The 25,503-nt window shown below is 64.9% G+C and carries 21 protein-coding genes; 6 read left to right on the top strand and 15 right to left on the bottom strand.

Annotation, left to right across the window (positions count from 1 at the left end):
- Nucleotides 1–198: 198 nt before the first annotated feature.
- Nucleotides 199–552 (top strand): BON domain-containing protein, encoded by a 354-nt coding sequence (locus tag DN388_RS19130; RefSeq protein WP_043863815.1) that lies wholly within the window; start codon nt 199–201, stop codon nt 550–552.
- Nucleotides 553–688: 136 nt separating this feature from the next.
- Here the strand turns inward: DN388_RS19130 and DN388_RS19125 are convergent, their stop codons facing one another.
- The 14 genes from DN388_RS19125 to dksA all read right to left on the bottom strand — a co-directional run bounded on the left by DN388_RS19125 (nt 689) and on the right by dksA (nt 20,243).
- Nucleotides 689–3,625, bottom strand: coding sequence for a DUF748 domain-containing protein (locus DN388_RS19125; protein ID WP_255001685.1), 2,937 nt, complete (start codon nt 3,623–3,625; stop codon nt 689–691).
- A 101-nt stretch (nt 3,626–3,726) separates the two neighbouring features.
- On the bottom strand, nt 3,727–4,743 hold the full coding sequence (locus DN388_RS19120) for a class I SAM-dependent rRNA methyltransferase (protein ID WP_043863813.1): 1,017 nt from the start codon (nt 4,741–4,743) through the stop codon (nt 3,727–3,729).
- A 59-nt stretch (nt 4,744–4,802) separates the two neighbouring features.
- Nucleotides 4,803–5,672 carry an oxygenase MpaB family protein gene (locus DN388_RS19115; protein WP_058540550.1) on the bottom strand — a complete coding sequence of 290 codons (870 nt, stop codon included), beginning with the start codon at nt 5,670–5,672 and terminating at the stop codon, nt 4,803–4,805.
- A gap of 33 nt (nt 5,673–5,705) precedes the next feature.
- The gene (acs, locus tag DN388_RS19110) at nt 5,706–7,640 is read right to left on the bottom strand and encodes an acetate--CoA ligase (RefSeq protein WP_255001675.1); all 1,935 of its coding nucleotides are present in this window, start codon (nt 7,638–7,640) and stop codon (nt 5,706–5,708) included.
- 132 nt (nt 7,641–7,772) lie between these two features.
- On the bottom strand, nt 7,773–9,437 hold the full coding sequence (gene pgi / locus DN388_RS19105; RefSeq protein WP_255001672.1) for a glucose-6-phosphate isomerase: 1,665 nt from the start codon (nt 9,435–9,437) through the stop codon (nt 7,773–7,775).
- A gap of 103 nt (nt 9,438–9,540) precedes the next feature.
- The gene (gene panC / locus DN388_RS19100; protein ID WP_054916534.1) at nt 9,541–10,398 is read right to left on the bottom strand and encodes a pantoate--beta-alanine ligase; all 858 of its coding nucleotides are present in this window, start codon (nt 10,396–10,398) and stop codon (nt 9,541–9,543) included.
- A complete protein-coding gene (gene panB / locus DN388_RS19095; RefSeq protein ID WP_043863808.1) occupies nt 10,395–11,195 on the bottom strand; it encodes a 3-methyl-2-oxobutanoate hydroxymethyltransferase in 801 nt (266 codons plus the stop codon). Before panB ends, panC begins: the two co-directional genes overlap by 4 nt.
- 250 nt (nt 11,196–11,445) lie before the next feature.
- The gene (gene folK, locus DN388_RS19090; protein WP_058540546.1) at nt 11,446–11,922 is read right to left on the bottom strand and encodes a 2-amino-4-hydroxy-6-hydroxymethyldihydropteridine diphosphokinase; all 477 of its coding nucleotides are present in this window, start codon (nt 11,920–11,922) and stop codon (nt 11,446–11,448) included.
- Nucleotides 11,923–11,928: 6 nt separating this feature from the next.
- Nucleotides 11,929–13,314, bottom strand: a complete 1,386-nt coding sequence (locus DN388_RS19085; protein WP_043863806.1) for a polynucleotide adenylyltransferase PcnB — start codon at nt 13,312–13,314, stop codon at nt 11,929–11,931.
- Between the two features lie 697 nt (nt 13,315–14,011).
- A complete protein-coding gene (locus tag DN388_RS19080) occupies nt 14,012–15,448 on the bottom strand; it encodes a sigma-54 dependent transcriptional regulator (protein ID WP_043863805.1) in 1,437 nt (478 codons plus the stop codon).
- 22 nt (nt 15,449–15,470) lie between these two features.
- On the bottom strand, nt 15,471–18,425 hold the full coding sequence (locus DN388_RS19075; RefSeq protein ID WP_162484883.1) for a sensor histidine kinase: 2,955 nt from the start codon (nt 18,423–18,425) through the stop codon (nt 15,471–15,473).
- On the bottom strand, nt 18,409–18,585 hold the full coding sequence (locus tag DN388_RS19070; RefSeq protein ID WP_003250005.1) for a hypothetical protein: 177 nt from the start codon (nt 18,583–18,585) through the stop codon (nt 18,409–18,411). Before DN388_RS19070 ends, DN388_RS19075 begins: the two co-directional genes overlap by 17 nt.
- A 257-nt stretch (nt 18,586–18,842) precedes the next feature.
- Complete coding sequence (gene gluQRS, locus DN388_RS19065) at nt 18,843–19,730, bottom strand: tRNA glutamyl-Q(34) synthetase GluQRS (protein WP_255001663.1); 888 nt, start codon at nt 19,728–19,730, stop codon at nt 18,843–18,845.
- Between the two features lie 66 nt (nt 19,731–19,796).
- Complete coding sequence (gene dksA, locus DN388_RS19060) at nt 19,797–20,243, bottom strand: RNA polymerase-binding protein DksA (protein ID WP_043863802.1); 447 nt, start codon at nt 20,241–20,243, stop codon at nt 19,797–19,799.
- A 210-nt stretch (nt 20,244–20,453) separates the two neighbouring features.
- Between dksA and DN388_RS19055 the strand changes: the two genes are divergently transcribed.
- Together DN388_RS19055 and sfsA are read left to right on the top strand one after the other, a co-directional pair.
- Nucleotides 20,454–21,626 (top strand): pyridoxal phosphate-dependent aminotransferase, encoded by a 1,173-nt coding sequence (locus tag DN388_RS19055; protein WP_078481321.1) that lies wholly within the window; start codon nt 20,454–20,456, stop codon nt 21,624–21,626.
- A complete protein-coding gene (gene sfsA / locus DN388_RS19050; RefSeq protein ID WP_043863800.1) occupies nt 21,626–22,336 on the top strand; it encodes a DNA/RNA nuclease SfsA in 711 nt (236 codons plus the stop codon). The genes DN388_RS19055 and sfsA overlap by 1 nt, the downstream gene beginning before the upstream one ends.
- Here sfsA and DN388_RS19045 read toward each other — a convergent pair.
- Nucleotides 22,329–22,646, bottom strand: coding sequence for a Rieske (2Fe-2S) protein (locus tag DN388_RS19045; protein WP_043863799.1), 318 nt, complete (start codon nt 22,644–22,646; stop codon nt 22,329–22,331). The genes sfsA and DN388_RS19045 overlap by 8 nt on opposite strands.
- A gap of 166 nt (nt 22,647–22,812) precedes the next feature.
- Between DN388_RS19045 and DN388_RS19040 the strand changes: the two genes are divergently transcribed.
- The 3 genes from DN388_RS19040 to DN388_RS19030 are packed head-to-tail and all read left to right on the top strand — an operon-like array spanning nt 22,813 to nt 25,495.
- The gene (locus tag DN388_RS19040) at nt 22,813–23,694 is read left to right on the top strand and encodes a hemin ABC transporter substrate-binding protein (RefSeq protein ID WP_255001660.1); all 882 of its coding nucleotides are present in this window, start codon (nt 22,813–22,815) and stop codon (nt 23,692–23,694) included.
- 50 nt (nt 23,695–23,744) lie between these two features.
- Nucleotides 23,745–24,728 carry an iron ABC transporter permease gene (locus tag DN388_RS19035; RefSeq protein WP_178075056.1) on the top strand — a complete coding sequence of 328 codons (984 nt, stop codon included), beginning with the start codon at nt 23,745–23,747 and terminating at the stop codon, nt 24,726–24,728.
- The gene (locus DN388_RS19030; protein ID WP_043863796.1) at nt 24,728–25,495 is read left to right on the top strand and encodes a heme ABC transporter ATP-binding protein; all 768 of its coding nucleotides are present in this window, start codon (nt 24,728–24,730) and stop codon (nt 25,493–25,495) included. The genes DN388_RS19035 and DN388_RS19030 overlap by 1 nt, the downstream gene beginning before the upstream one ends.
- Nucleotides 25,496–25,503 lie beyond the last annotated feature (8 nt).

Genomic DNA, 25,503 nt, shown 5'->3' with positions numbered 1-25,503 from the left:
TTTTGTGAACATGCAACTTGCACGCGCATCCATCGCAAAGCATGCAATGTGCACGATGGGCTATTTTTTGGTGATTTTTAACCTGTTGATTTTTAAAGGTTTTATTTTTTATTCGGGTTGGCACAGCTTCTGCACTATCCCTGTTACCTGCTGCCAGGAATGACGGCGCAGACCTTTCGAAAAACAGGAGTGTCTCGTATGAAGAAGTTCGCTATTGCTGCTGCTACTGCCACCGCGCTGACCCTGACCATGGCTAACGCCGCCTTTGCAGCCCAACCTGCATCGCAAGCACCGATGATGCTGGCTGCTGGTGAAATGACCAAGGCCAAAGAAGAAACTTCCGATACCTGGATCACCACCAAGGTCAAAGCCGACCTGGTCACCGAGAAAGGCATCCCGGGTACCGACATCAAGGTCGAAACCAACAAAGGTGTGGTTTCCCTGTCCTCGACCACCGCGATCACCGAAGCGCAGAAAACCACTGCGGTGAACATCGCCAAGAAAATCAAGGGCGTGAAAGCCGTTTCGGCTGATGGCCTGAAAGCTGAGTAAGCGTTTCGCTCGCTGATCCTGACGGTTCATGCGAAAGGCCACACGGAGGTGGCCAACCCTAAAGCCCCGGCGCAGTCAGCCGGGGCTTTTCTTTGTGCGCTGGAACACTGGCCTGGCGCCAGTGCTCCCGCCAGCCCTACTCGGCGTCCAGGTGCAGGGGCGAGATCACCCGGCCATCCGCTTCGGCCTGGCCCAGCGTGGCGTCGATGAAGTACACCCGGTCGTCTTGCAACTGACCCTTGTCGACCAGGTAGTCCTTGATGCTGCTGGCGCGTGCCTGACCGAGCTGACGCAGCAGCACGGTGCTCTCGGCCCATGACTTGATCACCGCTTCCTGCAGCTTGGCAGTACGCTGTGCACGGTCCAACTGCTCCCACTCGGCCGGTGGCTGCTGCTTGAGACGGGTACGGTAGATACCCTCGAGCATGGCCGGCTTGTCGCCATCGGGCACCTGCAGTTGCGAGGCCTGTGCCGGCACCTTGTCGCCGCGACGCTGAAGGATCTTGTAGTAGGTGCTCTGGTACTCACGATCCAGACGCTGTGCGGCAATCAGTGGCCCGTCGCTGCTCTGGGCGCTGGTGCCTTCGATTTCCAGGCGCAGGGCAGGGCGTTCCTTGAGTGCTGCCGCCAGCTTGTCCAGCGAGCCCTGGGCATCGCTGCTCAGCTCGCTTGAGCCGGGGGCGAAGGACACGGTGCCCAGGTCTTCGGAACCGCCACCACTGACCAGCCCGCCGATGAACTTGAACGGCGCCTGGGCGGCGCGCAGCACCAGGTTGCGCAGGGTCTGCCACACGATCGGCATTACGCTGAACTGCGGGTTGTTGAGGTCGCCCGACACCGGCAGCTCGATGGAGATCTTGCCCTCGGTGTCCTTGAGCAGCGCGATCGCCAGGCGAATCGGCAGGTTGACGGCGTCGGGGCTGTCGACCTTCTCACCCAGTTGCAACTGCTCGACCACCACCTTGTTCTCGGCCTTGAGCTGGCCCTTGGTGATCAGGTAGTGCAGGTCCAGGTTCAGGCGGCCCTTGCGAATCCGGTAGCCGGCGAACTTGCCCGAGTACGGCGTCAGGGTCGTCAGCTCGACACGCTTGAAGCTGGTGGCGATGTCCAGGCTGGCCATCGGGTCGAACGGGTTGAGCGCGCCCTTGATGGTGACGGGCGCATAACGATCCACCTTGCCCTTGATATCGACCTTGGCCGGGTGTGGCTGGCGGTTGTCGATGGTGCCGATCTGGCCGTTGAGCTGCTGGATGGCGGTGGCGAAGTTGGGCGTCAGGCTGAAGTCGGCGAAGTTGGCCGAGCCATCGTTGATGTCGATGCCACCGATACGGATACCCAGGGGCTTTTCATTGCTGGCCGGGGGCTTGCCCTGGGGCTTGGCGGCGCCGTTGGCCGGCTGCGGAATCAGCAGGTCATCCACGCTGGTGGTGCGGTCTTCGTTGATCATGAAGCGGGCATAGGGCTGCTGCAGGGTCACCTTGGCAATGCTCAGTGCATCGCCGTGGCGATAGTCCAGGCCGTCCACGTTCAGTTGCTGCCATTTGACGAAGTCACGGCCCTTGATGGTGTCCAGGGTATGCAACTGATTGACCTGCGCCTTGCCGGTGACGCTGAACGCCAACGGGGCGGTGTTCTTCAGGTCCACGTTCAGGTCGCTGCCGAGCATGCCGCTGCGCAGCTCCAGGCGAATGAACGGGCTGATGTAGGCCTGGGCTACCCGCAGGTCGATGTCCTGTGTGCTGACCTTGAGTCGGGCGCTGACCGGTGCCAGGTTGACCTCACCCGATGCCTGCAGCTTGCCCTGGCGGCCGACGCCGCTGTCGAGCTTGAGGGTGAAGGGGCTCTTGTTGAGGCTGTCGAAGTTCTGCAGGTCGAGGTTGAGCGGGCCGACATCCAGCGCCACCGCTTCTTTCTGCGAGCGATCGGCCAGATGAACCTGGTAGTTGCGCAGTTGCACGTCGCGCAGCAGCACCTGCCACGGCTTGCCGGGCGCGGCCTTGGCGCTGGCTTCCTGCGGCGCGGGCCCGGCAGTGGCCGGCTCGGCCTTTTCCTTGGGGGTGGCCTTGGCAGGCTGGCTGGCGAAGAGTTTTTGCCAGTCGAGCTGGCCGTCGGCTTCCAGGGCAGCCCAGGTTTCCAGCTTTTCACTGCGGATCTTGCCGACCGTGACCAGCTGTTTGGCCAGGTCGACCGTGGTTTCACTCACGTCCAGTCGGGCCAGGCGGGCCAGCGGGCGACCGTCCGGGGCCTTGATCGCGAAGGGGGCGATGCTGAGCGAGGCGTTGTCCAGCAGCAGCTCGGTTTCCTTCGACAGGTTGAGTTTGTAATGGGTGTCCAGGTTGAGCACGCCGTCTTCCAGCACCAGCGGCAGGGCGTCGCGCACGTACGGCCACCACACCTTCATCTTGCCGTCGGTGACCTTGAGGGTGCCTTCGGAGGCGATCGGTACCAGGCTGATGGTGCCGGCCCAGTCGATGCGCCCGCCCTCTGGCCCGGCAGCCACCAGAGTCATGTCGGCGTTGTCGTCGGGCAGGGTGCTGAGGTTCTTCAGCTCCAGGTTCATCGAGTCGTAGAGGAATTCGATCGGCTCGCTCGGGCGCAGGTCCTGGAAGTGCAGGTAGCCCTCGCTCAGCTTGATGCTGCCGATGCGCAGCGGGAACGGTTCGCTTGCCGGTGTCTCGGCCTTGGGCTCGCTGGGCGGCAGCTTGAACAGCTGGGTCAGGTTCAGGCTGCCGTCCTTGGCGAACAGCAGCTCGGTGCGCGGCTTGTCCAGCTCGACGGCTGCCAGGTGCAGCGCACCGGACCACAGGCTGTCGAGCTGCAGGTTGGCGTAGAGGCGTTCGAAGCCGACCTGCTCCTTGCCGGTCTCGCCGATCTGCAAGCCCCATAGCGTCAGCTCGAGGCTGAACGGATTGAGCTCGATACGCTGGATGTGCGCCGGCACGGTGGCGTAACTGGCCAACTGCTGATTGGCGATGCGCAAGGCTACGCCAGGCAGGATCAGGAAACCGAGGAGGCTGTACAGGGCCAGGCCGGCCAACAAGGCGCCGAGGGCGCGTTTCAATCCTTTGGGCATGTGCGGCGTCGTCTGTCTAGAGCGGGAGTGCTTGGAGTATGGCACGTTAATTCGGTTCCGAAGGTAGTCCGAAATACCGGACCACCTGCGGTTTTTTCCACTTACAGCTGCAGGATCAAGCACTTCAGGGGCGGCTGTCCGTCCAGTGACGGGAAGTCGTCTGCCGGCTTGAGCACCTGCCATTCCCGCACCGGGCGGCCGATCTTCTGTGCGCAACGCAGTACTTGCTCGCGCCAGTCGTCGAGGCCAACCTTGGCCAGGTTGTTGCAGCAGATCAGCACGCCGCCTTCGGCCGTGCTCAGCAGGGCGGGCTTGAGCAGGCTCTGGTAATCACGCAGCAGGTCGACGGTGCCGAACGCGCTCTTGGCCCAGGCAGGCGGGTCGAGCAGTACCAGGTCGAACTCGCGCGGCTCCAGGCGCGGGTAGGCCGGCAACTTGTGCCCGCGACGCTGGCTGACCGGCAGGCCTGCCAGCTGGCGAATGGCCGGAAAGTAGTCGGACTGAATGAACTCCATGGGCGCCAGTTGCGGGTTGAGTGCGCCGTTCTCGCGGCCAACGGCCAGGTTGCCTTCGGCGAAATCCAGGTTGCACACCGCGCTGGCACCGCCGGCGGCAGCGCTCAGGCCTACCCCGCAGGTATAGGCGAACAGGTTGAGCACGCGTTTGCCGGCACTGTGTTGCTTGACCCAGCCACGGGCATTGCGCAGGTCCAGAAACAACAGCGGGTCCTGGCCGGCATGGCGACCACGCACGCGGTAGTTCAGGCCCCACTCGTGACCGACCAGGTCGGCCAGCGCGGCCTCGCTGGGCTGGTAGACCGGGTCGCGCCGGTCGATGCGGCTGTTGCCCTGGGAGCGGTCGTTGTACACCAGCAGTAGTGGCAGGCCCAGTTCGCGTTCGATGTGCCCATGCAGGTCCAGCAGGGCATCGCGCTCGAGGGTGTGGTGAAAGCTCTGTACCAGCAACTGCGGGCCATAGCGGTCGACGGTCAGTCCGCCCGCGCCTTCCTGGCTGCCGTGGAACAGCCGGTAACAGTCGGTGCCCTGGGCGTGCAGCTCACTTAGAAGCTGCTGGCGGGCGTCGAGGGCGGCGCGCAGCGCCTGATTCAAGGAGGACATGCACGTAGCCTTGGTTTGCGGGCGTGCAGTTTAACAGCAGGTGGGTGCCTTGCACCTGTTCAGGCGCAGCCCACTCGCCGCCTGGCCCGGTGCAGCGAACTGTCGCGCATGGCCCAGCGCAGTACCGGCGCCGTGCTGTCGATGCCCAGGCCTACCAGCCGCCGCTTGAGCGGGTGCGGCGTGCGCTCGAGCAGTTCGCCGGCCCAATCGGGCAGCAGGTTGATCCCCGCCTGCATCATCAGGTTGGCCACCGGTTTGGCCAGGCGGCTCGGCGCCGGGGCCTCCAGCAACACACGCACCACTTCGCGGCTGCGCTCGTCGCATACCAGTTGCGGACGCATGGCTTGCAGGTAGTGCGCCACCGCCTGGCGCGAACGCGGCACGTTGCGAGCCCCCAGGCGTTCGGCCACCAGGGCGATCTCGGCGTAGTAGGCGTCCTGGTCGGCCAGCGAGAGGTGCGGGTTGCGGTAGCGCAGGTGCGCGGCCATGAAGCTGCTGACTTCGGCCACGTGCACCCAGGTCAGCAGGTCCGGGTCACTGGCGGCATACGGGCGGCCATCGGCCGCGGTCCCCACCACCTGCAGGTGAATGGTGCGTACCTTGTCGATCAGCCATTCGGCGTCGCGGGTGGAGCCGAAGGTGGTGCCGGAGATGAACTGGCTGGTGCGGCGCAGGCGGCCGATGATGTCCTGGCGAAAGCTGGAGTGGTCCCACACCCCGGCCAGGGCCAGCGGGTGCAGCACCTGCAGCAGCAAGGCGCTGATACCGCCGATGAGCATGCTGGGGAAATCCCCGTGCACCTGCCAGCTGATGCTGCGCGGACCGAACAGCCCGGGGTCGCCCTTGGGCTGTTCGAGGTCGAGTTGGCCCAGGGCCAGGCCCGTAAGGCTCAGCAACTGTGTTTCGATACGGCGGCGTAGCGCTTCCATGGGTACCTTGAGGCACCGTCGCCGCGGTGCCGTTCATTGATTCAGGCGTTTGTCGATCAGGCCTTGGACCACGCTCGGGTCGGCCAGGGTCGAGGTGTCGCCCAGGTTGTCCAGCTCGTTGCAGGCGATCTTGCGCAGGATGCGGCGCATGATCTTGCCCGAGCGGGTCTTGGGCAGTGCTGGCGCCCACTGGATCAGCTCGGGTTTGGCAAAGCTGCCGATCTCCTTGCTGACCAGCGCCAGCAGTGCCTGCTTGAGGTGGTCGTCCGGGGTCACGCCGTTCATGGGCGTGACGAAGGCATAGATGCCCTGGCCCTTCAGGTCGTGAGGGTACCCGACCACGGCGGCTTCGGCGATGCTGTCGTGCAGCACCAGGGCACTTTCCACCTCGGCAGTGCCGATGCGGTGCCCGGACACGTTGATCACGTCGTCGATGCGCCCGGTTATCCACAGGTCGCCATCGGCATCGCGGCGCGCGCCGTCGCCGGTGAAGTAGTAGCCCGGCAGGGGTTTGAAGTAGGTGTCGATCATGCGCTGATGATCGCCGTATACGCTGCGGATCTGCCCCGGCCAACTGGCCTTGATCGCCAGCAGCCCGCTGCCGGGGCCCTCGATCAGCGCGCCCTTGTCGTCCAGCAGCACCGGCTGCACGCCGAACAGCGGACGGGTGGCACAACCGGGCTTGATGTGGCGGGCGCTGACCAGCGGGCTGAGCATGATGCCGCCGGTCTCGGTCTGCCACCAAGTGTCGACGATCGGGCAGCGCTTCTCACCGACCTTCTCGAAGTACCATTCCCAGGCTTCCGGGTTGATCGGCTCGCCCACGCTGCCCAGCAGGCGCAGGCTCTTGCGCGAGGTACCGTCGAGCGGCGCCGAACCTTCGCGCATCAGTGCCCGCAGAGCGGTGGGGGCGGTATAGAAGATGTTCACCTGGTGCTTGTCGACCACCTGCCAGAAGCGCGAGGCATCGGGGTAGTTGGGCACGCCTTCGAACATCAGGGTGGTGGCGCCGTTGGCGAGCGGGCCGTAGACGATGTAGCTGTGGCCGGTTACCCAGCCGACATCGGCGGTGCACCAGAACACCTCGCCGTCGCGGTAGTCGAACACCACCTTGAACGTCAGGGCGGCCTGCAGCAGGTAGCCGGCGGTGGTGTGCAGCACGCCCTTGGGCTTGCCGGTGCTGCCGGAGGTGTAGAGGATGAACAGCGGGTCTTCCGCATCCATCGGCTCGGGCGGGCAGTCGTCGCCCACCTGGCTGATTGCCTCGTGGTACCAGAGGTCGCGGGCTTCGTTCCAGTCCACCGGGCCGCCGGTGCGGCGTACCACCACCACGCTGCTGACGTCCGGGCAGCTTTGCAGGGCCTTGTCGACGTTGTTCTTCAGGCCAATGCTCCTGGCGCCGCGCACGCCTTCGTCGGCGGTAATCACCGTGCGGCAGTCGGCGTCGAGGATGCGGTCGCGCAGGGCGTCGGGGGAAAAGCCGCCGAACACCACCGAGTGAATCGCGCCGATGCGGGTACAGGCCAGCATGGCGAAGGCAGCTTCGGGAATCATCGGCATGTAGATGCACACCCGGTCGCCCTTTTTCACCCCGCGCTGCTTGAGCACGTTGGCCAGGCGGCACACCTGCTGATGAACCTGGCGGTAGGTGAGGGTGGTGGACTGCTGCGGGTCGTCGCCTTCCCAGATGATCGCCGGCTGGTCGCCGCGCTGAGCCAGGTGGCGGTCCAGGCAGTTGTAGCTGACGTTGAGCTTGGCATCCTTGAACCAGGTTGCCTGGCCCGTGCGCAGATCGCTCTGCTGAACAGCCGACCAGGGGCTGATCCAGTCCAGGCGCCTGGCTTGTTCGGCCCAGAAGGTGTCGGGATCGTCTACGGACTGGCGATACAGGCGCTGGTAGTCGGCCTGGGAGAGTTGTGCCGCCTTGCTGACGGCATCGGCTTCGGGGTAGTCGCTGATATCGAACATTGGGGGGCCCTTTCCTGTTGGATAGGTGTCGCTCCCATCGCGGGCCAAGCCCGCTCCCACGCGGTGTGCATCGTACCTGTGGGAGCGGGCTTGGCTCGCGATGGGGATAACAACATCCCGACAGTGTAGCCCTTAGCCCCGGTGACGCCCGCGGAAGTAGTTGATCAGGCCCTGGGTCGAGGCATCTTCGGCCGGCTCTTCGATACCGCCGGTCAGGCGCTGGTACACGCCCTTGCCCAGTTCCTTGCCCAGCTCCACACCCCACTGGTCGAAGGCATTGATGCCCCACACCACGCTCTGCACGAACACCTTGTGCTCGTACATCGCCACCAGCGCGCCCAGGCGCCGCGGGCTGATACGCTCGACCACCAGGGTGTTGCTCGGACGGTTGCCCGGGATCACCTTGTGCGGCGCCAGGCGCTGCACCTCGGCTTCGGCCATGCCCTTTTCGCGCAGCTCGGCCTCGGCCTCGGCGCGGGTCTTGCCGAGCATCAACGCCTGGCTCTGGGACAGGCAGTTGGCGTACAGCCACTGGTGGTGGTCTGCCACCGGGTTGAAGCTCACCACCGGCACGATGAAGTCGGCCGGGATCAGCTGGGTGCCCTGGTGCAGCAACTGGTGATAGGCATGCTGGCCGTTGCAGCCCACGCCGCCCCAGATCACCGGCCCGGTGTCGTGGTCGACCGGGGTGCCGTCCTGGCGCACGCTCTTGCCGTTGGACTCCATGTCCAGTTGCTGCAGGTGCTTGGTGATGTTGCGCAGGTAATGGTCGTACGGCAGGATCGCGTGGCTCTGGGCGCCCCAGAAGTTGCCATACCACACGCCCAGCAAGGCCAGCAGTACCGGCATGTTCTGCTCGAACGGTGCGGTCTGGAAGTGCTGGTCCATGGTGTAGGCACCCGACAGCAGCTCCTTGAAGTTGGCGGTGCCGATGGCCAGGGCGATCGGCAGGCCGATGGCCGACCACAGCGAATAGCGTCCGCCTACCCAGTCCCACATCGGGAAGATGTTCTCTTCACGGATACCGAAGGCCACCGCAGCGGCCTTGTTGCTCGATACGGCGATGAAGTGCTTGTACAGCTCGGCTTCCGAACCACCCTGGGCCAGGTACCAGACCCGAGCCGCCTGGGCGTTCTTCAGGGTTTCCAGGGTATTGAAGGATTTGGACGACACGATGAACAGCGTGGTCTCGGCACGCAGCTTGGCCGACAGCTCGTGGAATTCGCTGCCGTCGATATTGGCCAGGTAGTGGCAGCGCACGCCGCGCTGGGCGTAGGGCAGCAGGGCCTCGGAGACCAGCTCCGGGCCGAGGAACGAGCCGCCGATGCCGATGTTGACCACGTCGGTGATCGGCTTTTCGCTGTAGCCGCGCCACAGGCCGTCGTGGATGCGTCCCACCAGCTCGGTGACCTGATTCAGCACCTTGTGCACGTCGGGCATGATGTTCACGCCATTGACGCTCAGTTTGTCGCCCACCGGGCGCCGCAGCGCGGTATGCAGGGCCGGACGGCCTTCGGAGGCGTTGACGATTTCGCCGGCGAACAGCGACTTGATCGCGTCCTGCAGGCCCACTTCGTTGGCCAGCCCCACCAGCAGGTCGCGGGTCTGGTGGTCGATGAGGTTTTTCGAATAGTCCAGAAACAGCCCGCAGCTGCTCAGGCTGAACTGCTCGAAGCGCTGCGGGTTGGCGTTGAACGCATCGCGCATGCTGAAGCCCTGCATGGCGCTGCGGTGTTGCTGGAGCGCCTGCCAGGCGGGCAGCGTAGTGACATCGTGGGGGGTGCGGTAGTACGCCATCGCTGCAGGTTTCCTTGGTACGTGAACTGCCTTTGACACTGGAAAGACGGGCCCGTTTCCAGTGTGGCAGGTTAATTGCCCGGCAGCCCGGCCGGGTGCGTTGTCACTGTTCGTCGAGGTTCAGGTGCAGGTTGTCGATCAGGCGCGTGGCGCCCAGTACCGCTGCTACCAGAATCACCAGGTCGCGGTCGTGCGCCGCTGCCGGGCGCAGGTTCAGCGCCTGACGGATTTCCAGGTAGTCGGGCTTGAAGCCGGCCTCCACCAGTTGTTGCCGACCTTCGGCGATCAGCACCTCGAAGTCACGGCGGCCCTGGCCGATTGCCTGGGCGATCCGGCTCAGGGTGCGGTAGATCGTGGGCGCAGTGGCACGTTGTGCGTCGGTCAGGTAACCGTTGCGCGACGACAGGGCCAGGCCGTCCTCGGCGCGCACGGTCGGTTCGCCGATGATCTGGATGGGCAGGTTGAGGTCGCGCACCAGCGCGCGGATCACCGCCAGTTGCTGGAAGTCTTTCTGGCCGAACACGGCCAGGTCGGGCTGGACCATGTTGAACAGCTTGCTGACCACCGTGGCAACACCCTCGAAGTGCCCGGGACGGCTGGCGCCACACAGCCCTTCGGACAGGTGCGGCACGCTGACCAGGGTCTGGGCCGCCATGCCGTCGGGGTACATTTCTTCGACGTTGGGGGTGAACAGCAGGTGGCAGCCGGCCTGCAGGAGTTTTTCCTGGTCGGCGGCGAGGGTGCGCGGGTACTTGTCGAGGTCTTCGTTGGCGCCGAACTGCAGCGGGTTGACGAAGATGCTCGCCACCACGAAATCGGCCCGCTGCGCGGCCTTGGTCACCAGCGCGGCATGCCCGCTGTGCAGGTTGCCCATGGTGGGCACGAAGCCGATGCGCTTGCCCTCGCTGCGTGCGCGGGCGACCGCAGCGCGCAGTTCAAGGATGGTCTTGACGGTATTCATGCGCTGAACCCATGTTCGGTGCCGGGGAAGGTCACGCCCTTGACGGCTTGCACGTAGGCACCGAAAGCACCGGCAATGTCGGGCTGGCCGAGCATGAAGTTCTTCACGAACTTGGGCACGCGGCCGCTGAGCGACAGGCCGAGCATGTCGTGCATCACCAGTACCTGGCCATCGGTGGCGCTGCCGGCACCGATGCCGATGACCGGAATGGTCACGGCCTGGGTGATTTCCGCCGCCAGCTCGCTGGGCACACATTCGAGCAGCAGCATGGCTGCGCCGGCCTGCTCCAGGGCGATGGCGTCGGCGCGCATCTGCCGTGCCTGGTTCTCCTGGCGGCCCTGGACCTTGTAGCCGCCCAGGATGTTCACGGTCTGCGGCGTGAGGCCCATGTGCGCACACACCGGCACGCCGCGTTCGGCCAGCAGGCGAATGGTCTCGGCCAGCCAGGCGGCGCCCTCGACCTTGACCATGTGCGCGCCGGCCTGCATCAGTGCGCCGGCATTGGCGAAGGCCTGCTCGGTGGTGGCGCAGGCCATGAAGGGCAGGTCGGCCAGAATCAGCGCACCCTGGTTGCCGCGCTTGACGCAGGCGGTGTGGTAGGCCATCTCGGCGTTGGTCACCGGCAAGGTGCTGTCATGGCCCTGCAGGACCATGCCCAGGGAGTCACCCACCAGCAATATTTCCACGCCGGCCTGACTCGCCACCTTGGCAAAGGTCGCGTCATAGCAGGTCAGCATGGTTATTTTCTCGCCCTTGGCCTTGAGGCCTTGCAGGGTGGTCAGGGTTACTTCTGGCATGAAAGGAATCCTCGTTCAGGCGCTGTGAAAAACGACTGCGTACAACGCGTGTATTCATCTACTGGAACAGCACATCATCGATTGTGGTGTTTGGAGTACAACCCTGTTCCAGGCCTATATACGCCTTATGCGGCGCCGGGGCGCTGCGGGACGCCTATAGTCGTGAGCACGAAGACTGAAGTCAATTACCCTGTTACCGCATTGTTACGAAGGCGCTGTTACGGGCGTTACCGCGTGGGGGAGCGCCCGGTTACAGGCGCTCTAGGCCAACGAACGGGCATTCTGCCAGCCATTGCGCGAGGGGGCGCTGGTCGGGCAGGCAGAAGTCGCCGGGCACCAGCTCTGCCAGGGGGTACAGCACGAACGGGCGTGCGTGCATGTGATAGTGGGGAACCTTCAGGCGCGGCTCGTCGAGCACCTGATCGGCATACAGCAGGATATCCAGGTCCAGGGTGCGTGGGCCCCAGCGTTCCTTGCGTTCGCGGCCCTGGTCGGCCTCGATGGCCTGCAGGGCATCGAGCAGCGCCAGCGGCGCCAGCGAGGTATCGAGCGCCGCAACCGCGTTGGTGTAGCGCGGCTGGCCAGGCGACAGCGAGTCGCTGGCGTAGAACGACGACACACCGGCCAGTTGCGAACCCGGCAACCGGCCCAGCGCCTCGAGGGCGCTGCGCAGTTGCTGTTGCGGGTCGGCCAGGTTGCTGCCCAGGCCGATGTAGGTACGCACCATGCGGCGTTACTCGCCTGCGCCGTCGGCGCGCTTGCGCTTGCTCGGGCTGCGCTTGCGTTTGCGCGGGCCCGCGCCGGCGCCGTCGTCGCGGCTGCCCAGGTCACGGATCATGTCGCGGCGCTCGCTGTCGTTGCAGTCCTGGTAGTCGGTCCACCATTGGCCCAGGCCGTCGGTTTCCTCGCCCGCGCTCTCGCGCAGCAGCAGGAAGTCGTAGCCGGCGCGAAAGCGCGGGTTGTCCAGCAGCAGGTCGGCACGTTTGCCGCTGCGCCGTGGCAGGCGCTCCTGCATGTCCCAGATCTCGCGGATCGGCATCGTGAAGCGCTTGGGGATCGCAATGCGCTGGCACTGTTCGGCGATCAGCTCGTGGGCGGCTTCCTGCAAGGCCGGGATCGGCGGCATGCCACGGCTCTGCAGGCGCAGGGCACGCCCTGGCAGCGCCGGCCAGAGCATGGCGGCGAACAGGAAGGCCGGGGTGACCGGCTTGCCTTGCTTTATGCGCAGGTCGGTGTTGATCAGCGCCTGGCTGATCAGGGTGTGGGTGTAGGTCGGCTGGTCTTCCAGCGCCTGGGCACTGGCCGGAAACAGCGGGTCGAACAGTTGCAGGTCGACCAGCATCTCGAAGGTGTCGGCCGCATAGCCGGACAGGAACAGCTTCAGGGTTTCTTCGAACAGGCGTGCGGCAGGGATTTCACGCAGCATCGGGGCCAGCTCGCGGATCGGTTGCACGGTGTGCTTTTCGATACCGAAGTTGAGCTTGGCCGCGAAGCGCACGGCCCGCAGCATGCGTACCGGGTCTTCCTGGTAGCGCTGCACAGGGTCGCCGATCAGGCGGATCAGACGGTTGCGGATATCGTGCACGCCGTTGGCGTAATCGAGAATGCGCTCGCTGACCGGATCGTAGTACAGGGCATTGATGGTGAAGTCACGGCGCTGCGCGTCTTCTTCCAGGGTGCCGTATACATTGTCACGCAGGATGCGCCCGCTCTCGTTGCGTGAAGAGGTGTGGCTGTTCTCTTCCTCGACCTCGGGATGGTTGGCGCGGAAGGTGGCGACTTCGATGATTTCGCGACCGAAATGGATATGCACCAGCTTGAACCGCCGGCCGATGATCCGGGCGTTGCGAAACTCTGCACGGACCTGTTCGGGGGTGGCACTGGTGGCGACGTCGAAGTCCTTGGGGGTAATGCCCAGGAGTTGATCGCGAACGCAACCGCCGACCAGGTAGGCCTGGTAGCCTGCGTTCTGCAGGCGCTCGACGATGTTCACCGCGTGGCGGCTGAACTGGCCACGTTGCAGTGAATGCTGGCCGCTATTGATCACTTCGGGCGTGGTGCGAATGTGGTGCTGGCCACGCACGGTAGGACGGAATGACTGGAACAACTTCTTCAGCATGGGATGCACTGTTTGAAGGAATGTTCGGCCAAAAACGAAGAATGGCCGCATGATGGGCGGGGATTCTAGCATTTACTCGAAGGATGGTGTAGGCGGGTGCATCGGGCGGGCTGAAAGCCGGAAACTACAAGGGGAGCCGAAGCTCCCCAAGAAGTAGTTGCATGCTCTTATTGTTCTTTTGCCGGGCTTCTTGTTTTTGTTGAGTGCCCTACCCACAAAACCGCAAGGCTTGTGGGTGTTCTCCCTAACCGGGAGTCAAGAGCAAACGGATTGCTTTGGTCGCTGAGGTTGCAGTGATCATGCGATCCAACCAGTTCAGGCCCTGCTTGAGTGCAGTTTTTGTTGTTCTCTGCCTGGTTGTGGGGCAAGCCCCAAATACAACTCCTCTCCAAAAGAATCAGTTAGCTGCGCCTCCGCCGTCTTGTTCTTATTGTGCGTGAGCCGATTCGTCTTATTTTTATTGTCTTTTGCAGTGCTTGTTATTGTTCTTGTACCGAACATATAGCAGGTGCCGTGCCAACTTTTGCAAACCCCAGTAAAACAAGGGGTTAGGCGGTTTTGGGGGCGGCTGACGGGCATAAAAAAACCGGGGATTCGTTACCGTATGCCCCGGTTTCTGTTACGTGATCAGCGTGAGGTAACATTTTTTTCACACGCCCTGGTGTTACCTGCCGGTAACACCGGTGCGCGTGCTGGTTCAGCTTTCGCTGGTGGCCCCGCTCTTGCGCCGCGGGATACCCAGGCGCTGACGACGTTCCCACAGGCATTTGCGGCTGACACCGAGCTTGCGGGCCAGCTCGGTCTCGGTCATGTGGTCCTGGTGTTCGAGTACAAAGTGCTGGAAGTAGTCTTCCAGTGACAGGTCTTCGGTCGGTTCGTGGCTGGTGTTGCTGGCGGCGCCGCCGGCAGACGGCAGGCCGGCGAACACGTCATCGTCTTCCAGGTCGGCCAGCTCGATGTCGATGCCCAGCAGGTCGGCAGAGATTTCCGGGCTTTCGCACAGGATCACCGCGCGCTCCACGGCGTTTTCCAGCTCTCGCACGTTGCCCGGCCAGGAGTAATGACGAATGGCCTGTTCGGCGTCATGGGCGAACTTCAGGTCGTTGCGCCCGATGCGTGCGCTCTGGCGGGCGAGGAACGCATTGGCGATCTCGTTGACGTCGGCGCCACGCTCGCGCAGGGCGGGCAGCTTGAGGGCGATCACGTGCAGGCGATAGTAAAGGTCTTCGCGGAACTGGCCGACCTTGGCCAGGTTCTTCAGGTCGCGGTGGGTGGCGGCAATCAGGCGCACATCGACCTTTTGCGATTGCACCGAGCCCACCCGTCGGATCTCGCCTTCCTGCAGTACGCGCAGCAGGCGCGCCTGGGCTTCGAGCGGCAGTTCGCCGATCTCGTCGAGAAACAGCGTGCCCCCGTCGGCCGCTTCGACCAGGCCGGCACGGCCGGCGCTGGCGCCGGTGAACGCGCCCTTTTCGTGACCGAACAGCTCGGACTCGATCAGGCTTTCGGGAATCGCCGCGCAGTTGACCGAAATCATCGGCGCCTTGGCCCGGCGTGACAGGTTGTGCAGCGCGCGCGCCACCAGCTCCTTGCCGGTACCCGATTCACCCTGGATCAGTACATTGGAGTCGGTGGGCGCGACCTTGCGGATCTTGCCGTACAGGTCCTGCATCGGCGGGCACGAGCCGATGATGCCGATTTCGCCATTGGCATTGCCCGGCTTGTCCGCCGGGGCCGCCTTGGCGCCGGCGCTGCTGCGCTCGGCAGGGGCGGCGGGGGCGTTCTGGCGGTCGCGCAGGATGCGGGCGACGGCCTGGAGCATCTCGTCGTGATCGAAGGGCTTGGCGATGTAGTCCACTGCGCCCATCTTCATCGAGTCGACGGCCGAGCGCAGGCTGGCGTAGCTGGTCATGATCAGCACCGGCTTGCCTTCGCCCAGCTTGATCAGCTCGGTACCCGGTGCGCCGGGCAGGCGCAGGTCGCTGACAATCAGGTCGAAGCTCGGAATGCTGAAGCGTTCCTGGGCCTCCTGTACCGAGCCGGCTTCGCTGACCTGGTACTGGTTGCGTTCGAGCAGGCGACGCAAGGCCGAGCGGATGATGGTTTCGTCTTCGACGATCAGAATATGCGGCATTGATTCAATTCTCTCGACGGTCTCAGTTCACAGCGGACGTCGCTACGACATGACGCGGCAGGGTCACACGGATCCGGGTGCCACGCTGGCTTTGAGTATCGGCCGGGCTGTCGATGGTGATTTGTCCATAATGCTCTTCCACGATGGAATAGACCAGAGCGAGCCCCAGCCCGGTGCCTTCGCCCGGATCCTTGGTGGTGAAGAAGGGTTCGAACAGCCGGTCCATGATGCTCTTCGGAATGCCGCTGCCTTCGTCCTCGACGATCAGGTCGACGGTGTGCTCGCTGGCTTCGCTCTTGACCCGTACCGCCGTGCCGGCCGGCGATGCATCGCGGGCGTTGGACAGCAGGTTGATGAGTACCTGCGCCAGGCGCTGCGGATCGCCGTCGACCCAGTGCTCGGGGTCGCACAGGTTGAAGAACTGTACTTCGAAATTACGCCGGTTCAAGGCCAGCAGACCGATGGCATCCTGCGCCACTTCGGCCAGGCACACCGGTTCGTCACTGTGCTGGTGGCTGCCGGCGTGGGCGAAGCTCATCAGCGACTGGACGATGCGCGAGATGCGCTTGGTCTGCTCCAGGATCTGGCTGCTCAGCTCGGTGATCTCACCGTCGTCCTCGCGCTCTTCACGCAGGTTCTGCGCCAGGCAGGCGATGCCGGTGACCGGGTTGCCGATTTCGTGGGCGACCCCGGCGGCCAGGCGGCCGATGCTGGCCAGGCGCTCGGAGTGCACCAGCTTGTCTTCGAGCATCTGGGTTTCGGTGAGGTCTTCCACCAACAGCACCAGGCCGCTGTTGCCAGGTGCCAGGGGCTCGTCGATGGCGGCCTTGTGCAGGTTGAGCCAGCGGGTCTGCCCGTCCAGGCCCAGGCGCTGCTTGTGCAGGTGCTCGTCGGGCACGTTGATGAACCCCAGCAACAGGCCGCGCCAGGGTTCGCCGATGGTGGTCAGGCGCGAGCCGACCACACGCTTGGCGGGGATGCCGGTCAGCTCTTCCATGGCCCTGTTCCACATCAGGATCTCCTGATCCTTGGCCAGCGAGCAGACGCCCATGGGCAGCTCCTGCAGGGTCTGGCGGTGGTAGCGGCGCAGTGCATCGAGCTCGGCGGCCAGGCCGGTGAGGCGCGAGTGATAGTCTTCCAGGCGGCTCTCGATGAAATGGATGTCTTCGGTCACGTAGTTCTCGCTGCCCGACTTGTACGGCAGGAAGGTCTCGACCATGTCCTGTGCCACGCTGGGGCCCATCAGGCCCGACAGGTTGGCCTCGATGCGGTCGCGCAGGCGTCGCAGGGCGTACGGGCGGCGTTCGTCGAAGGGCAGGTACAGGTCGCGCAGGGCTTGCTCGACTTCTTTCTGCGCGGCCTTGGCGCCCAGCGGCTTGGCCAGCTGGGTGGCGAATTCCTGCGGCGAGGCGGCGTGCAGTTCGCGCCGTTGCGGACGGCGCACGTTATCCACGGCGCAGGCCTCGGCGGCGGCGACTTCCTCGGCGCTGGCGTTGCTGAACAGCGAGATCAGGGTGAACAGCAGCACGTTGGCCGCCAGCGAGGCGATCGCCGCCATGTGCCAGCTGGTGTCGTCGAGCACATAGATCATGTTCAGCAGCGGAATGTAGAAGCCCTGCAGGTTGCCCACCAGCGGCAGCAGCATGGTCACCATCCACACCAGGATCCCCGCCAGCAGGCCGGCGATGAAGCCGCGCCGGTTGGCGGTGGGCCAGTACAGCACCGACAGCACGCCGGGCAGGAACTGCAGGGTGGCAACGAAGGCGACGATGCCCAGGTTGGCCAGGTCCTGCTGGGCGCCGAGCAGCAGATAGAAGCCGAAACCGGCGGCGATGATCGCCACGATCAGCGCGCGGCGCGTCCATTTCAGCCAGCGATAGATGTTGCCTTCGGCCGGCGGCTGGTACAGCGGCAGCACCAGGTGGTTCAGCGCCATGCCCGACAGCGCCAGCGTAGTGACGATGATCAGCCCGCTGGCAGCGGATAGCCCGCCGATGTAGGCCAGTAGCGCAAGGGCCTGATTGTTGGCGGCGATGCCCAGGCCCAGGGTGAAGTATTCCGGGCTGGTGCTGGCGCCCAGCTTGAGCCCGGCCCACAGGATCAGCGGTACCGCCAGGCTCATCAACAGCAGGAACAGCGGCAGGCCCCAGCTGGCGCTGACCAGCGAGCGCGGGTTGAGGTTCTCGGTAAAGGCCATGTGGTACATGTGCGGCATCACGATGGCCGAGGCGAAGAACACCAGCAGCAGGGTGCGCCACGGGCCTTCCTGCAAGGGTGTGTGCAGCGCGGCGAGGGCGGTCTGGTTCTGCAGCAGCCACACCTCCAGCTCGTGCGGGCCGCCGAACACCCCGTACAGCGCATACAGGCCGATACCGCCCAACGCCAGCAGCTTGACCACCGACTCGAAGGCGATGGCGAACACCAACCCCTCGTGTTTCTCGCGGGTGGCGATATGGCGTGAGCCAAAGAAGATGGTGAACAGCGTGATCATGGCGCAGAAGGCCAGGGCCACGCGACTCTTGACCGGCTCGCCGGTGAGGATGCTGATGGAGTCGGCCACGGCCTGGATCTGCAGGGCCAGCAGCGGCAGCACGCCGATCAGCATGAAGATCGTGGTGAGGGCGCCGGCCCAGGTACTGCGAAAGCGGAACGCGATGAGGTCGGCCAGCGACGAGAGCTGGTAGGTGCGGGTGATCTTCAGGATCGGATAGAGCAGCACCGGGGCGAGCAGGAATGCACCGGACACTCCCAGGTAGCAGGCCAGGAAACCGTAGCCGTACTGGTAGGCCAGGCCGACTGTACCGTAGAAGGCCCATGCGCTGGCGTACACGCCCAGCGACAGGGTGTAGGTCAGTGGGTGGCGAATGATCGAGCGCGGGATCATGCCGCGCTCGCTGATCCAGGCCACGCCGAACAGCACCAGCAGGTAGGCGGCGCTGATCAGGATCATCTGGGTCAGGCTAAAGCTCATCGGCATCACGTTGGCTCTGCAGGATAAAGGTCACGACGATCAGGATCAGCCACAGCAGGTAGGGGCGATACCAGGCGCCGGTGGGTTCGATCCACCAGTCCATGATGGCCGGGGAGAACAGGTAGATCCCCACTACCAGAAGCAGGACCAAGCGATAGATGTACATGCGGGCCTCGTTGGCTGTGGACGCTGCGTGCCTGGGCTTATTATTGGCGCAAATCGGCGTCGATGGTAACGGAAGGGCCGGTGCCTGCAAACGACCTTCGCCAGAATGCCCAACGAATTGAATTTGTTGGGCTTTGTGCAAGCTGTTCCGGCCTCTTCGCTGCCCAGGTTCTGTACTGGCCTTGAGGGCAACGGTGCACCGATGGGCGCTGGCCTGCCAGCGAAGGGCTCAACGCCTGTGTCAGCAGTGAGCAGCGATCAGTGAAGGTCGGCTTCGGGCACGCTCAGGCGCCGGGGCAGGGCGTCGGTATTCCAGTGCTGGGCGGCGTGCGCGAGTACCTCGCTCGGCGTACCCAGCGCCATGCCCGCCTCGACCGGTTGGCCGAGCGCACGCAAGGCCCGCAACAGCAAGGGTGTGGCCTGGTCCGCCGGCAACGGTGCCGAGCGATACGACTTGCCCAGCTTGTGCCCGTCGGGCTGGGTGATCAGCGGCACATGCAGGTAGCGCGGCTGCGACAGGCCCAGCAGCTCCTGCAGGTACAGCTGGCGCGGGGTGTTGTCGAGCAGGTCGGCGCCGCGCACGATATCGGTCACGCCTTGCCAGGCATCGTCCAGCACCACTGCCAGCTGGTAAGCGTACAGGCCATCGCGGCGCCGGATCACGAAGTCGCCCACCTCGCGTCCCAGGTGCTGCTCGAAGCGGCCCTGCAGACGGTCGGTGAAGTGATAGCTCAGCTCGGGCACGCGCAGGCGAATGGCCGCGTCCTCCAGGGCGTGGCCCAGGTTGCGGCACAGGCCCGGATAGATACCGTTGTACCCTTCCAGCTGCTTGCGCGAACAGGTACAGGCGTACGCCAGGCCCTGCTGGAACAGGCGCTGCACCACGGCGGCATAGGCGTCGTGACGCTGGCTCTGGTACACCACTGCGCCGTCCCAGTGCAGGCCGTAGTTTTCCAGGGTATGCAGGATGGCGGCCTGGGCGCCGGGGGCTTCGCGCGGCGGGTCGATGTCTTCCATGCGCAGCAGCCATTGCCCGCCCACCGCGCGTGCGTCCAGCCACGAGGCGAGGGCGGCGACCAGCGAGCCGAAATGCAGAAAACCACTGGGGGTGGGGGCGAAGCGCCCGATGTAGCGCGGGGTGTTCATCACAGGCGGGTAGATCCGACAGCCATAAATGAAACGGGGCGCCTTGAGCGCCCCGTTCTGTTCAGGTCAGGCCTTGCCGACCTGTTTTTCCTTGATTTCCGCAAGGTTCTTGCAGTCGAAGCACTTGTCGGCGGTAGGGCGGGCCTCCAGGCGGCGGACACCGATTTCAACACCGCAATCTTCGCACCAGCCGTAGTCCTTGTCCTGGATCAGTTGCAGCGTCTTGTCGATCTTCTTGATCAACTTGCGCTCGCGGTCACGATTGCGCAGTTCCAGCGCAAACTCTTCTTCCTGGCTGGCACGGTCTGCCGGGTCGGCAAAGTTGGCTGCCTCTTCCTTCATGTGGTCTACAGTCCGATCCACTTCCTTCATCAGGTCCTGTTTCCACTTGTTCAGGATGGAGACAAAGTGGGCCCGCATGTCATCGCTCATGTACTCCTCACCCTTACCAGCTTCATAGGGGGTGAAGTCGCCAACGGCTTGAACGGTTTGTTTCTTTTCTTGGGTGGACATGAATAGACCGCCTCTCACTCTTCTAATCCATTGCGCAGGCTTCTCCATCTCCGGCGCCCGCCGGCCCTGCGACTGCGAGCCGCCGAACTTACCAGATCGAATCGGGGCGCGCTACTCCCGGTTGTCTCCCCGGTTGACCACGGCTTTACCCACACGTTCGTTCCCATGCATGGGTAGAATCATCATTTTAGACCCATTTGAGAGAAGGCCATGGCCCAGCCCTACAGTGCGCGCAGTCGCGCCATCGAACCCTTTCATGTCATGGCGCTGCTGGCGCGGGCCAACGAACTGCAGGCAGCCGGGCATGACGTGATCCACCTGGAGATCGGCGAGCCGGACTTCACCACTGCCGCGCCCATCGTCGAAGCCGGCCAGGCTGCCCTGGCCGCAGGCCACACGCGCTACACCGCGGCACGCGGCCTGCCTGCGCTGCGCGAGGCGATTGCCGGGTTCTATGCCCAGCGTTACGGGGTGAACATCGACCCGCAACGCATCCTGATCACCCCGGGCGGTTCGGGCGCATTGCTGCTGGCGGCCAGCCTGCTGGTCGACCCAGGCAAGCACTGGCTGCTGGCCGACCCGGGCTACCCGTGCAACCGGCACTTTCTGCGCCTGGTCGAGGGCGGTGCGCAACTGGTGCCGGTCGGCCCCGAGGCCAACTACCAGCTCAATGCCGACCTGGTCGAGCGTTACTGGGACAACGAGACCGTCGGTGCACTGGTGGCCTCGCCCGCCAACCCCACCGGCACGGTGCTCGACCGCGAGCAACTGGCCAGCCTGTCGCAGGCCACCCGTGCGCACAATGGCCACCTGGTGGTCGACGAGATCTACCACGGCCTGACCTACGGCATCGACGCCCCCAGCGTGCTGGAGGTCGATGACGAAGCCTTCGTGCTGAATAGTTTCTCAAAATATTTCGGCATGACCGGCTGGCGCCTCGGTTGGCTGGTAGCGCCGCCTGCAGCGGTCGCCGACCTGGAGAAGCTGGCGCAAAACCTCTACATCAGTGCGCCGAGCATGGCCCAACATGCTGCGCTGGCCTGTTTCGAACCCCGCACGCTGGCGATTTTCGAGGAGCGTCGCGCCGAGTTCGCGCGGCGTCGCGACTTCTTGTTGCCGGCCCTGCGCGAGCTGGGCTTCGGTATCGCGGTGGAACCGCAAGGGGCGTTCTACCTGTACGCCGATATCAGCGCGTTCGGCGGTGATGCCTTCGCGTTCTGCCAACACTTCCTCGAAACCGAGCACGTAGCCTTCACCCCGGGCCTGGACTTCGGTCGTCACCAGGCCGGGCACCATGTGCGGTTTGCCTACACCCAGAGCCTGCCGCGCCTGCAGCAGGCGGTCGAGCGGATCGCCCGCGGTTTGCGGAGTTGGCAAGGCTGATGCGTTTTTTCCCCGAACTTGAGCAGGCGCGCCTGCTGCGTCGCTACAAACGTTTTCTGGCCGACATCGAACTGGCCAACGGAGAACAGATGACCATCCACTGCCCCAACACCGGGTCGATGCTCAACTGCATGCTGGAGGGCGGCAAGGTCTGGTTCAGTCGGTCCAGCGACCCCAAGCGGAAATTGCCGGGCACCTGGGAAATCGCCGAGACCCCGCAAGGCCGGCTGGCCTGTGTGAACACCGGGCGGGCCAATGCCATCGTCGAAGAGGCGCTGCACGCCGGGCGCATCACCGAGCTGGCCGGCTTCACGGCGCTCCGGCGGGAGGTGGCCTATGGCGAGGAACGCAGCCGCATCGATTTTCGCCTGGAGTACCCCACAGGGCCGGCCTATGTCGAGGTCAAGAGCGTGACCCTGGGCTTCGACGGCTCGCGGATAGCGGCGTTTCCCGACGCGGTGACCCAACGTGGCGCCAAGCACCTGCGCGAACTGTCGGCACTGGTGCGCCAGGGTGTGCGGGCGGTGCAACTGTATTGCGTGAACCTGAGCGGCATCGATGCGGTGCGCCCGGCCGAGGAAATCGACAGCGCCTATGCCGCGGCCTTGCGTGCAGCGGCAGCCGAAGGTGTCGAGGTGCTGGCCTACGGCGTGCACCTGGACGGCGAGCAGATCAGCATCGACCGCGCATTGCCGGTGATGCTCACGTAATGAGCCAGATGCCCTGGCTGTCTTCCCGGCAGTCCAGGGCCTGCAATGCATCCCCGGTACAGGGGCCGGCCACGCATTCACCGGACTCCGGCACGAACAGTGCGCCGTGATGAACGCAGGCGATCAGTTGGGCGCTGGGGTCCAGGAATTGGTCTGCCTCCCAGTTCAGGCCGATGCCACGATGCGGGCAGCGGTTGCGGTACAGGTAGACGCGGCCCTGGCGACGTACGCCGAACAGGTCGATGCCTGCGGCCTTGAAGCCGCGGCTCTGGCCCTCGCCCAGCTCGGACGGGCGGCAAAGAAGGTGCATGGGTAGGTTCACTTGAAGAAACGAGAGTCGGCTTGACGTCCAAATGCAAATAATTATCAAATTGCCCGCAATAGCCGTGCCCGGCGTCTTTATACCGCGAGTACGGGCACTGCCCAACCGTTATCCACCTGGACAACGGTCCGCCTTCATCTAAGGAAGCCTTGCTATGCGCCGACGTGCCAGCCTGATCGCCCTGTGTATCGGGCTTGTTTTCAACTCGGCGGCCCAGGCCGAACCCCTGGCCGCCCGCTGGGTCAGTGCCGGCGGTGCGCTGAGCGAGTGGGTGGTGGCGCTGGGCGGCGAGTCGCGGCTGGTGGGCGTCGACACCACCAGCCAGCACCCGGCGAGCCTCAAGGCGCTGCCCAGCATCGGCTACCAGCGTCAGCTGTCGGCCGAAGGGGTGCTCAGCTTGCGCCCGGACCTGCTGGTGGGCACCGAGGAAATGGGCCCGCCAGAGGTGCTCAAGCAGCTCCGGGGGGCCGGGGTGAAGGTGGAGCTGTTTTCGAGCACGCCCGAGCTGCAGGCCGTGCATGGCAACCTCCGGCAACTGGGCCGCCTGATGGGCGACGAGGCACAGGCAGAGCTCCTGTTCGGCGAGTACCGGCAGCAGCTTGACGGGCTGGCGGCACGAATCAAGGCAGTGCAGGGCAGTCAGGCGGCCCCTGGCGTGATTCTGCTGGTGGGGCATGGCGGTGCCAAGCCGATGATCGCGGGCAAGGGGACCGCAGGCGACTGGATGATTCGCCAGGCCGGCGGGCGCAACCTGGCCGACAATGACGGCTACAAGAACTTCTCGGTCGAGGCGCTGGCGGCGCTGAACCCCCAGGTGCTGGTGTTTGCCGATCGCAGCCTGTCGGGCGAGGCGGCGCTGCAGGCCCTGCTCAAGGAAAACCCGGCGCTGGCGGCCTCTCGCGCAGCACGGGACAAGCGTCTGGTCGAACTTGACCCGACCTTGCTGGTGGGCGGCCTCGGGCCGCGTCAGCCGGCCAGCCTGCAAGCGCTGGCGCAAGCCTTCTACCCGGCGGCCAAGGCGCAACTGGCCCCATGAATCGACTGGTACCACCGCGTGCTCTGTTCATCGGCCTGAGCCTGCTGTGCCTGTTGGCGGTGTGGCTGTCATTGGCACTGGGGCCGGTCAGCCTGCCGTTGCTCGACACCCTGCGAGCCGGGCTGCGCCTGATAGGCGTGCCGATTCAGGCCCAGGGGCTGGAGCAGGCCGAACTGATCCTGGGCCAGATTCGTCTGCCGCGCACCTTGCTCGGGCTGGTGGTCGGCGCGGTGCTGGCGATTTCCGGGGTGGCGATGCAGGGCCTGTTTCGCAACCCGCTGGCCGACCCCGGCCTGGTCGGGGTGTCCAGCGGTGCTGCACTCGGGGCGGCGGTGGCGATTGTGGGCGGCAACTGGCTGGGGGGCGTGCCCGAGGTGTTCGCGCCCTATCTGTTGTCGATCTTCGCCTTTCTCGGCGGGCTGGGCGTGACCGCGCTGGTCTACCGGTTGGGCCGGCGTGACGGTCAGACCAGTGTCGCCACCATGCTGCTGGCGGGCATCGCCCTGACCGCCCTGGCCGCCTCGGTGGTGGGGCTGTTCACTTATCTTGCCGACGACGCCACGCTGCGTACGCTGACGTTCTGGAACCTGGGCAGTCTCAATGGCGCAAGCTACACGCGCCTGTGGCCGTTGTTGCTGGTGGCGGTGGTGGTGACCTGGTGGCTGCCGCGCCGGGCCGAGGCGCTCAATGCCCTGCTGCTGGGTGAGTCGGAGGCGCGCCACCTGGGTATCGAGGTCGAAACACTCAAGCGCGAACTGGTGTTCTGCACCGCGCTGGGCGTGGGGGCGGCGGTAGCGGCGGCGGGGTTGATCGGTTTTGTCGGGCTGGTGGTGCCGCACATGGTGCGACTGTTGTCCGGCCCCGACCATCGCGTGTTGCTGCCGGCGTCGCTGCTGGCCGGAGCGTCGCTGCTGCTGTTCGCCGACCTGATCGCGCGGCTGGCACTGGCGCCGGCAGAACTGCCGATTGGCATCGTCACTGCATTTATCGGTGCCCCCTTCTTCCTGTTTCTGCTGCTACGGGGGCGTGCCTGATGCTACGGGTGGAGAACCTGCAGGTGGTGCGCGGGCAGACCCGGGTGCTCGATGGCATCACCCTGGGCATCGAGCCGGGGCAGGTGCTGGGTGTGCTGGGCCCCAATGGTGCTGGCAAGAGCACCTTGCTCGCAGCGTTGTGCGGCGAATTGCCTGCCCATCATGGCCGTGTGCTGCTGGATGAGCGTGCGTTGGGCGACTGGAGCGGGCATGAGCGGGCACAACGCCTGGCGGTACTGCCGCAGACTTCAAGCCTGGGCTTTGCGTTTCGTGTCGAGGAGGTGGTGGCCATGGGGCGACTGCCCCACCGCACTGGTCAGGTGCGCGACCAGGCAATCGTGGTCGAGGCACTGGAGGCGGCGGATGCCGGGCACCTGGTGGGGCGCAGCTACCTGGCGCTGTCGGGGGGCGAGCGTCAGCGAGTGCACCTGGCGCGGGTGCTGGCGCAGCTCTGGCCAGGGGGCGACGGCTGCACGCTGTTGCTCGACGAGCCGACGTCCATGCTCGACCCCCTGCATCAGCACACCACGTTGCAGGCGGTCAGAGCCTTTGCCGACCGTGGTGCGGCGGTACTGGTGATCCTGCATGACCTGAACCTGGCGGCGCGCTATTGTGACCGCATCCTGCTGCTCGAACGTGGCTGCCCGCATGCGCTGGATACCCCTGAACAGGTGCTTCGGCCCGAAGCGCTGCGCGCCGTGTTCGGCCTTGAAGTACTGGTTCAACCTCACCCCGAGCGGGGGCACCCGCTCATCATCGCCCGCTAGGAGCTCGC

Source organism: Pseudomonas sp. S12(2018) (assembly GCF_024355235.1).
GTDB classification, from domain to species: domain Bacteria; phylum Pseudomonadota; class Gammaproteobacteria; order Pseudomonadales; family Pseudomonadaceae; genus Aquipseudomonas; species Aquipseudomonas palmensis.
This window is presented reverse-complemented; position numbering and strand designations above follow the sequence as displayed.

Bases quoted from the DNA above. Each gene is read 5' to 3' on its own strand.
- acs (WP_255001675.1), bottom strand. From the start codon at position 7,640: ATGTTCGATATCAGCGACTACCCCGAAGCCGATGCCGTCAGCAAGGCG.
- folK (WP_058540546.1), bottom strand. From the start codon at position 11,922: ATGGTGCGTACCTACATCGGCCTGGGCAGCAACCTGGCCGACCCGCAA.
- DN388_RS19125 (WP_255001685.1), bottom strand. From the start codon at position 3,625: ATGCCCAAAGGATTGAAACGCGCCCTCGGCGCCTTGTTGGCCGGCCTG.
- DN388_RS19080 (WP_043863805.1), bottom strand. From the start codon at position 15,448: ATGCCGCATATTCTGATCGTCGAAGACGAAACCATCATCCGCTCGGCC.
- DN388_RS19040 (WP_255001660.1), top strand. From the start codon at position 22,813: ATGCGCCGACGTGCCAGCCTGATCGCCCTGTGTATCGGGCTTGTTTTC.
- sfsA (WP_043863800.1), top strand. From the start codon at position 21,626: ATGCGTTTTTTCCCCGAACTTGAGCAGGCGCGCCTGCTGCGTCGCTAC.
- dksA (WP_043863802.1), bottom strand. From the start codon at position 20,243: ATGTCCACCCAAGAAAAGAAACAAACCGTTCAAGCCGTTGGCGACTTC.
- DN388_RS19030 (WP_043863796.1), top strand. From the start codon at position 24,728: ATGCTACGGGTGGAGAACCTGCAGGTGGTGCGCGGGCAGACCCGGGTG.
- gluQRS (WP_255001663.1), bottom strand. From the start codon at position 19,730: ATGAACACCCCGCGCTACATCGGGCGCTTCGCCCCCACCCCCAGTGGT.
- DN388_RS19085 (WP_043863806.1), bottom strand. From the start codon at position 13,314: ATGCTGAAGAAGTTGTTCCAGTCATTCCGTCCTACCGTGCGTGGCCAG.
- pgi (WP_255001672.1), bottom strand. From the start codon at position 9,437: ATGGCGTACTACCGCACCCCCCACGATGTCACTACGCTGCCCGCCTGG.
- DN388_RS19070 (WP_003250005.1), bottom strand. From the start codon at position 18,585: ATGTACATCTATCGCTTGGTCCTGCTTCTGGTAGTGGGGATCTACCTG.
- DN388_RS19130 (WP_043863815.1), top strand. From the start codon at position 199: ATGAAGAAGTTCGCTATTGCTGCTGCTACTGCCACCGCGCTGACCCTG.
- DN388_RS19075 (WP_162484883.1), bottom strand. From the start codon at position 18,425: ATGCCGATGAGCTTTAGCCTGACCCAGATGATCCTGATCAGCGCCGCC.
- DN388_RS19115 (WP_058540550.1), bottom strand. From the start codon at position 5,672: ATGGAAGCGCTACGCCGCCGTATCGAAACACAGTTGCTGAGCCTTACG.
- DN388_RS19120 (WP_043863813.1), bottom strand. From the start codon at position 4,743: ATGTCCTCCTTGAATCAGGCGCTGCGCGCCGCCCTCGACGCCCGCCAG.
- DN388_RS19055 (WP_078481321.1), top strand. From the start codon at position 20,454: ATGGCCCAGCCCTACAGTGCGCGCAGTCGCGCCATCGAACCCTTTCAT.
- DN388_RS19045 (WP_043863799.1), bottom strand. From the start codon at position 22,646: ATGCACCTTCTTTGCCGCCCGTCCGAGCTGGGCGAGGGCCAGAGCCGC.
- panB (WP_043863808.1), bottom strand. From the start codon at position 11,195: ATGCCAGAAGTAACCCTGACCACCCTGCAAGGCCTCAAGGCCAAGGGC.
- panC (WP_054916534.1), bottom strand. From the start codon at position 10,398: ATGAATACCGTCAAGACCATCCTTGAACTGCGCGCTGCGGTCGCCCGC.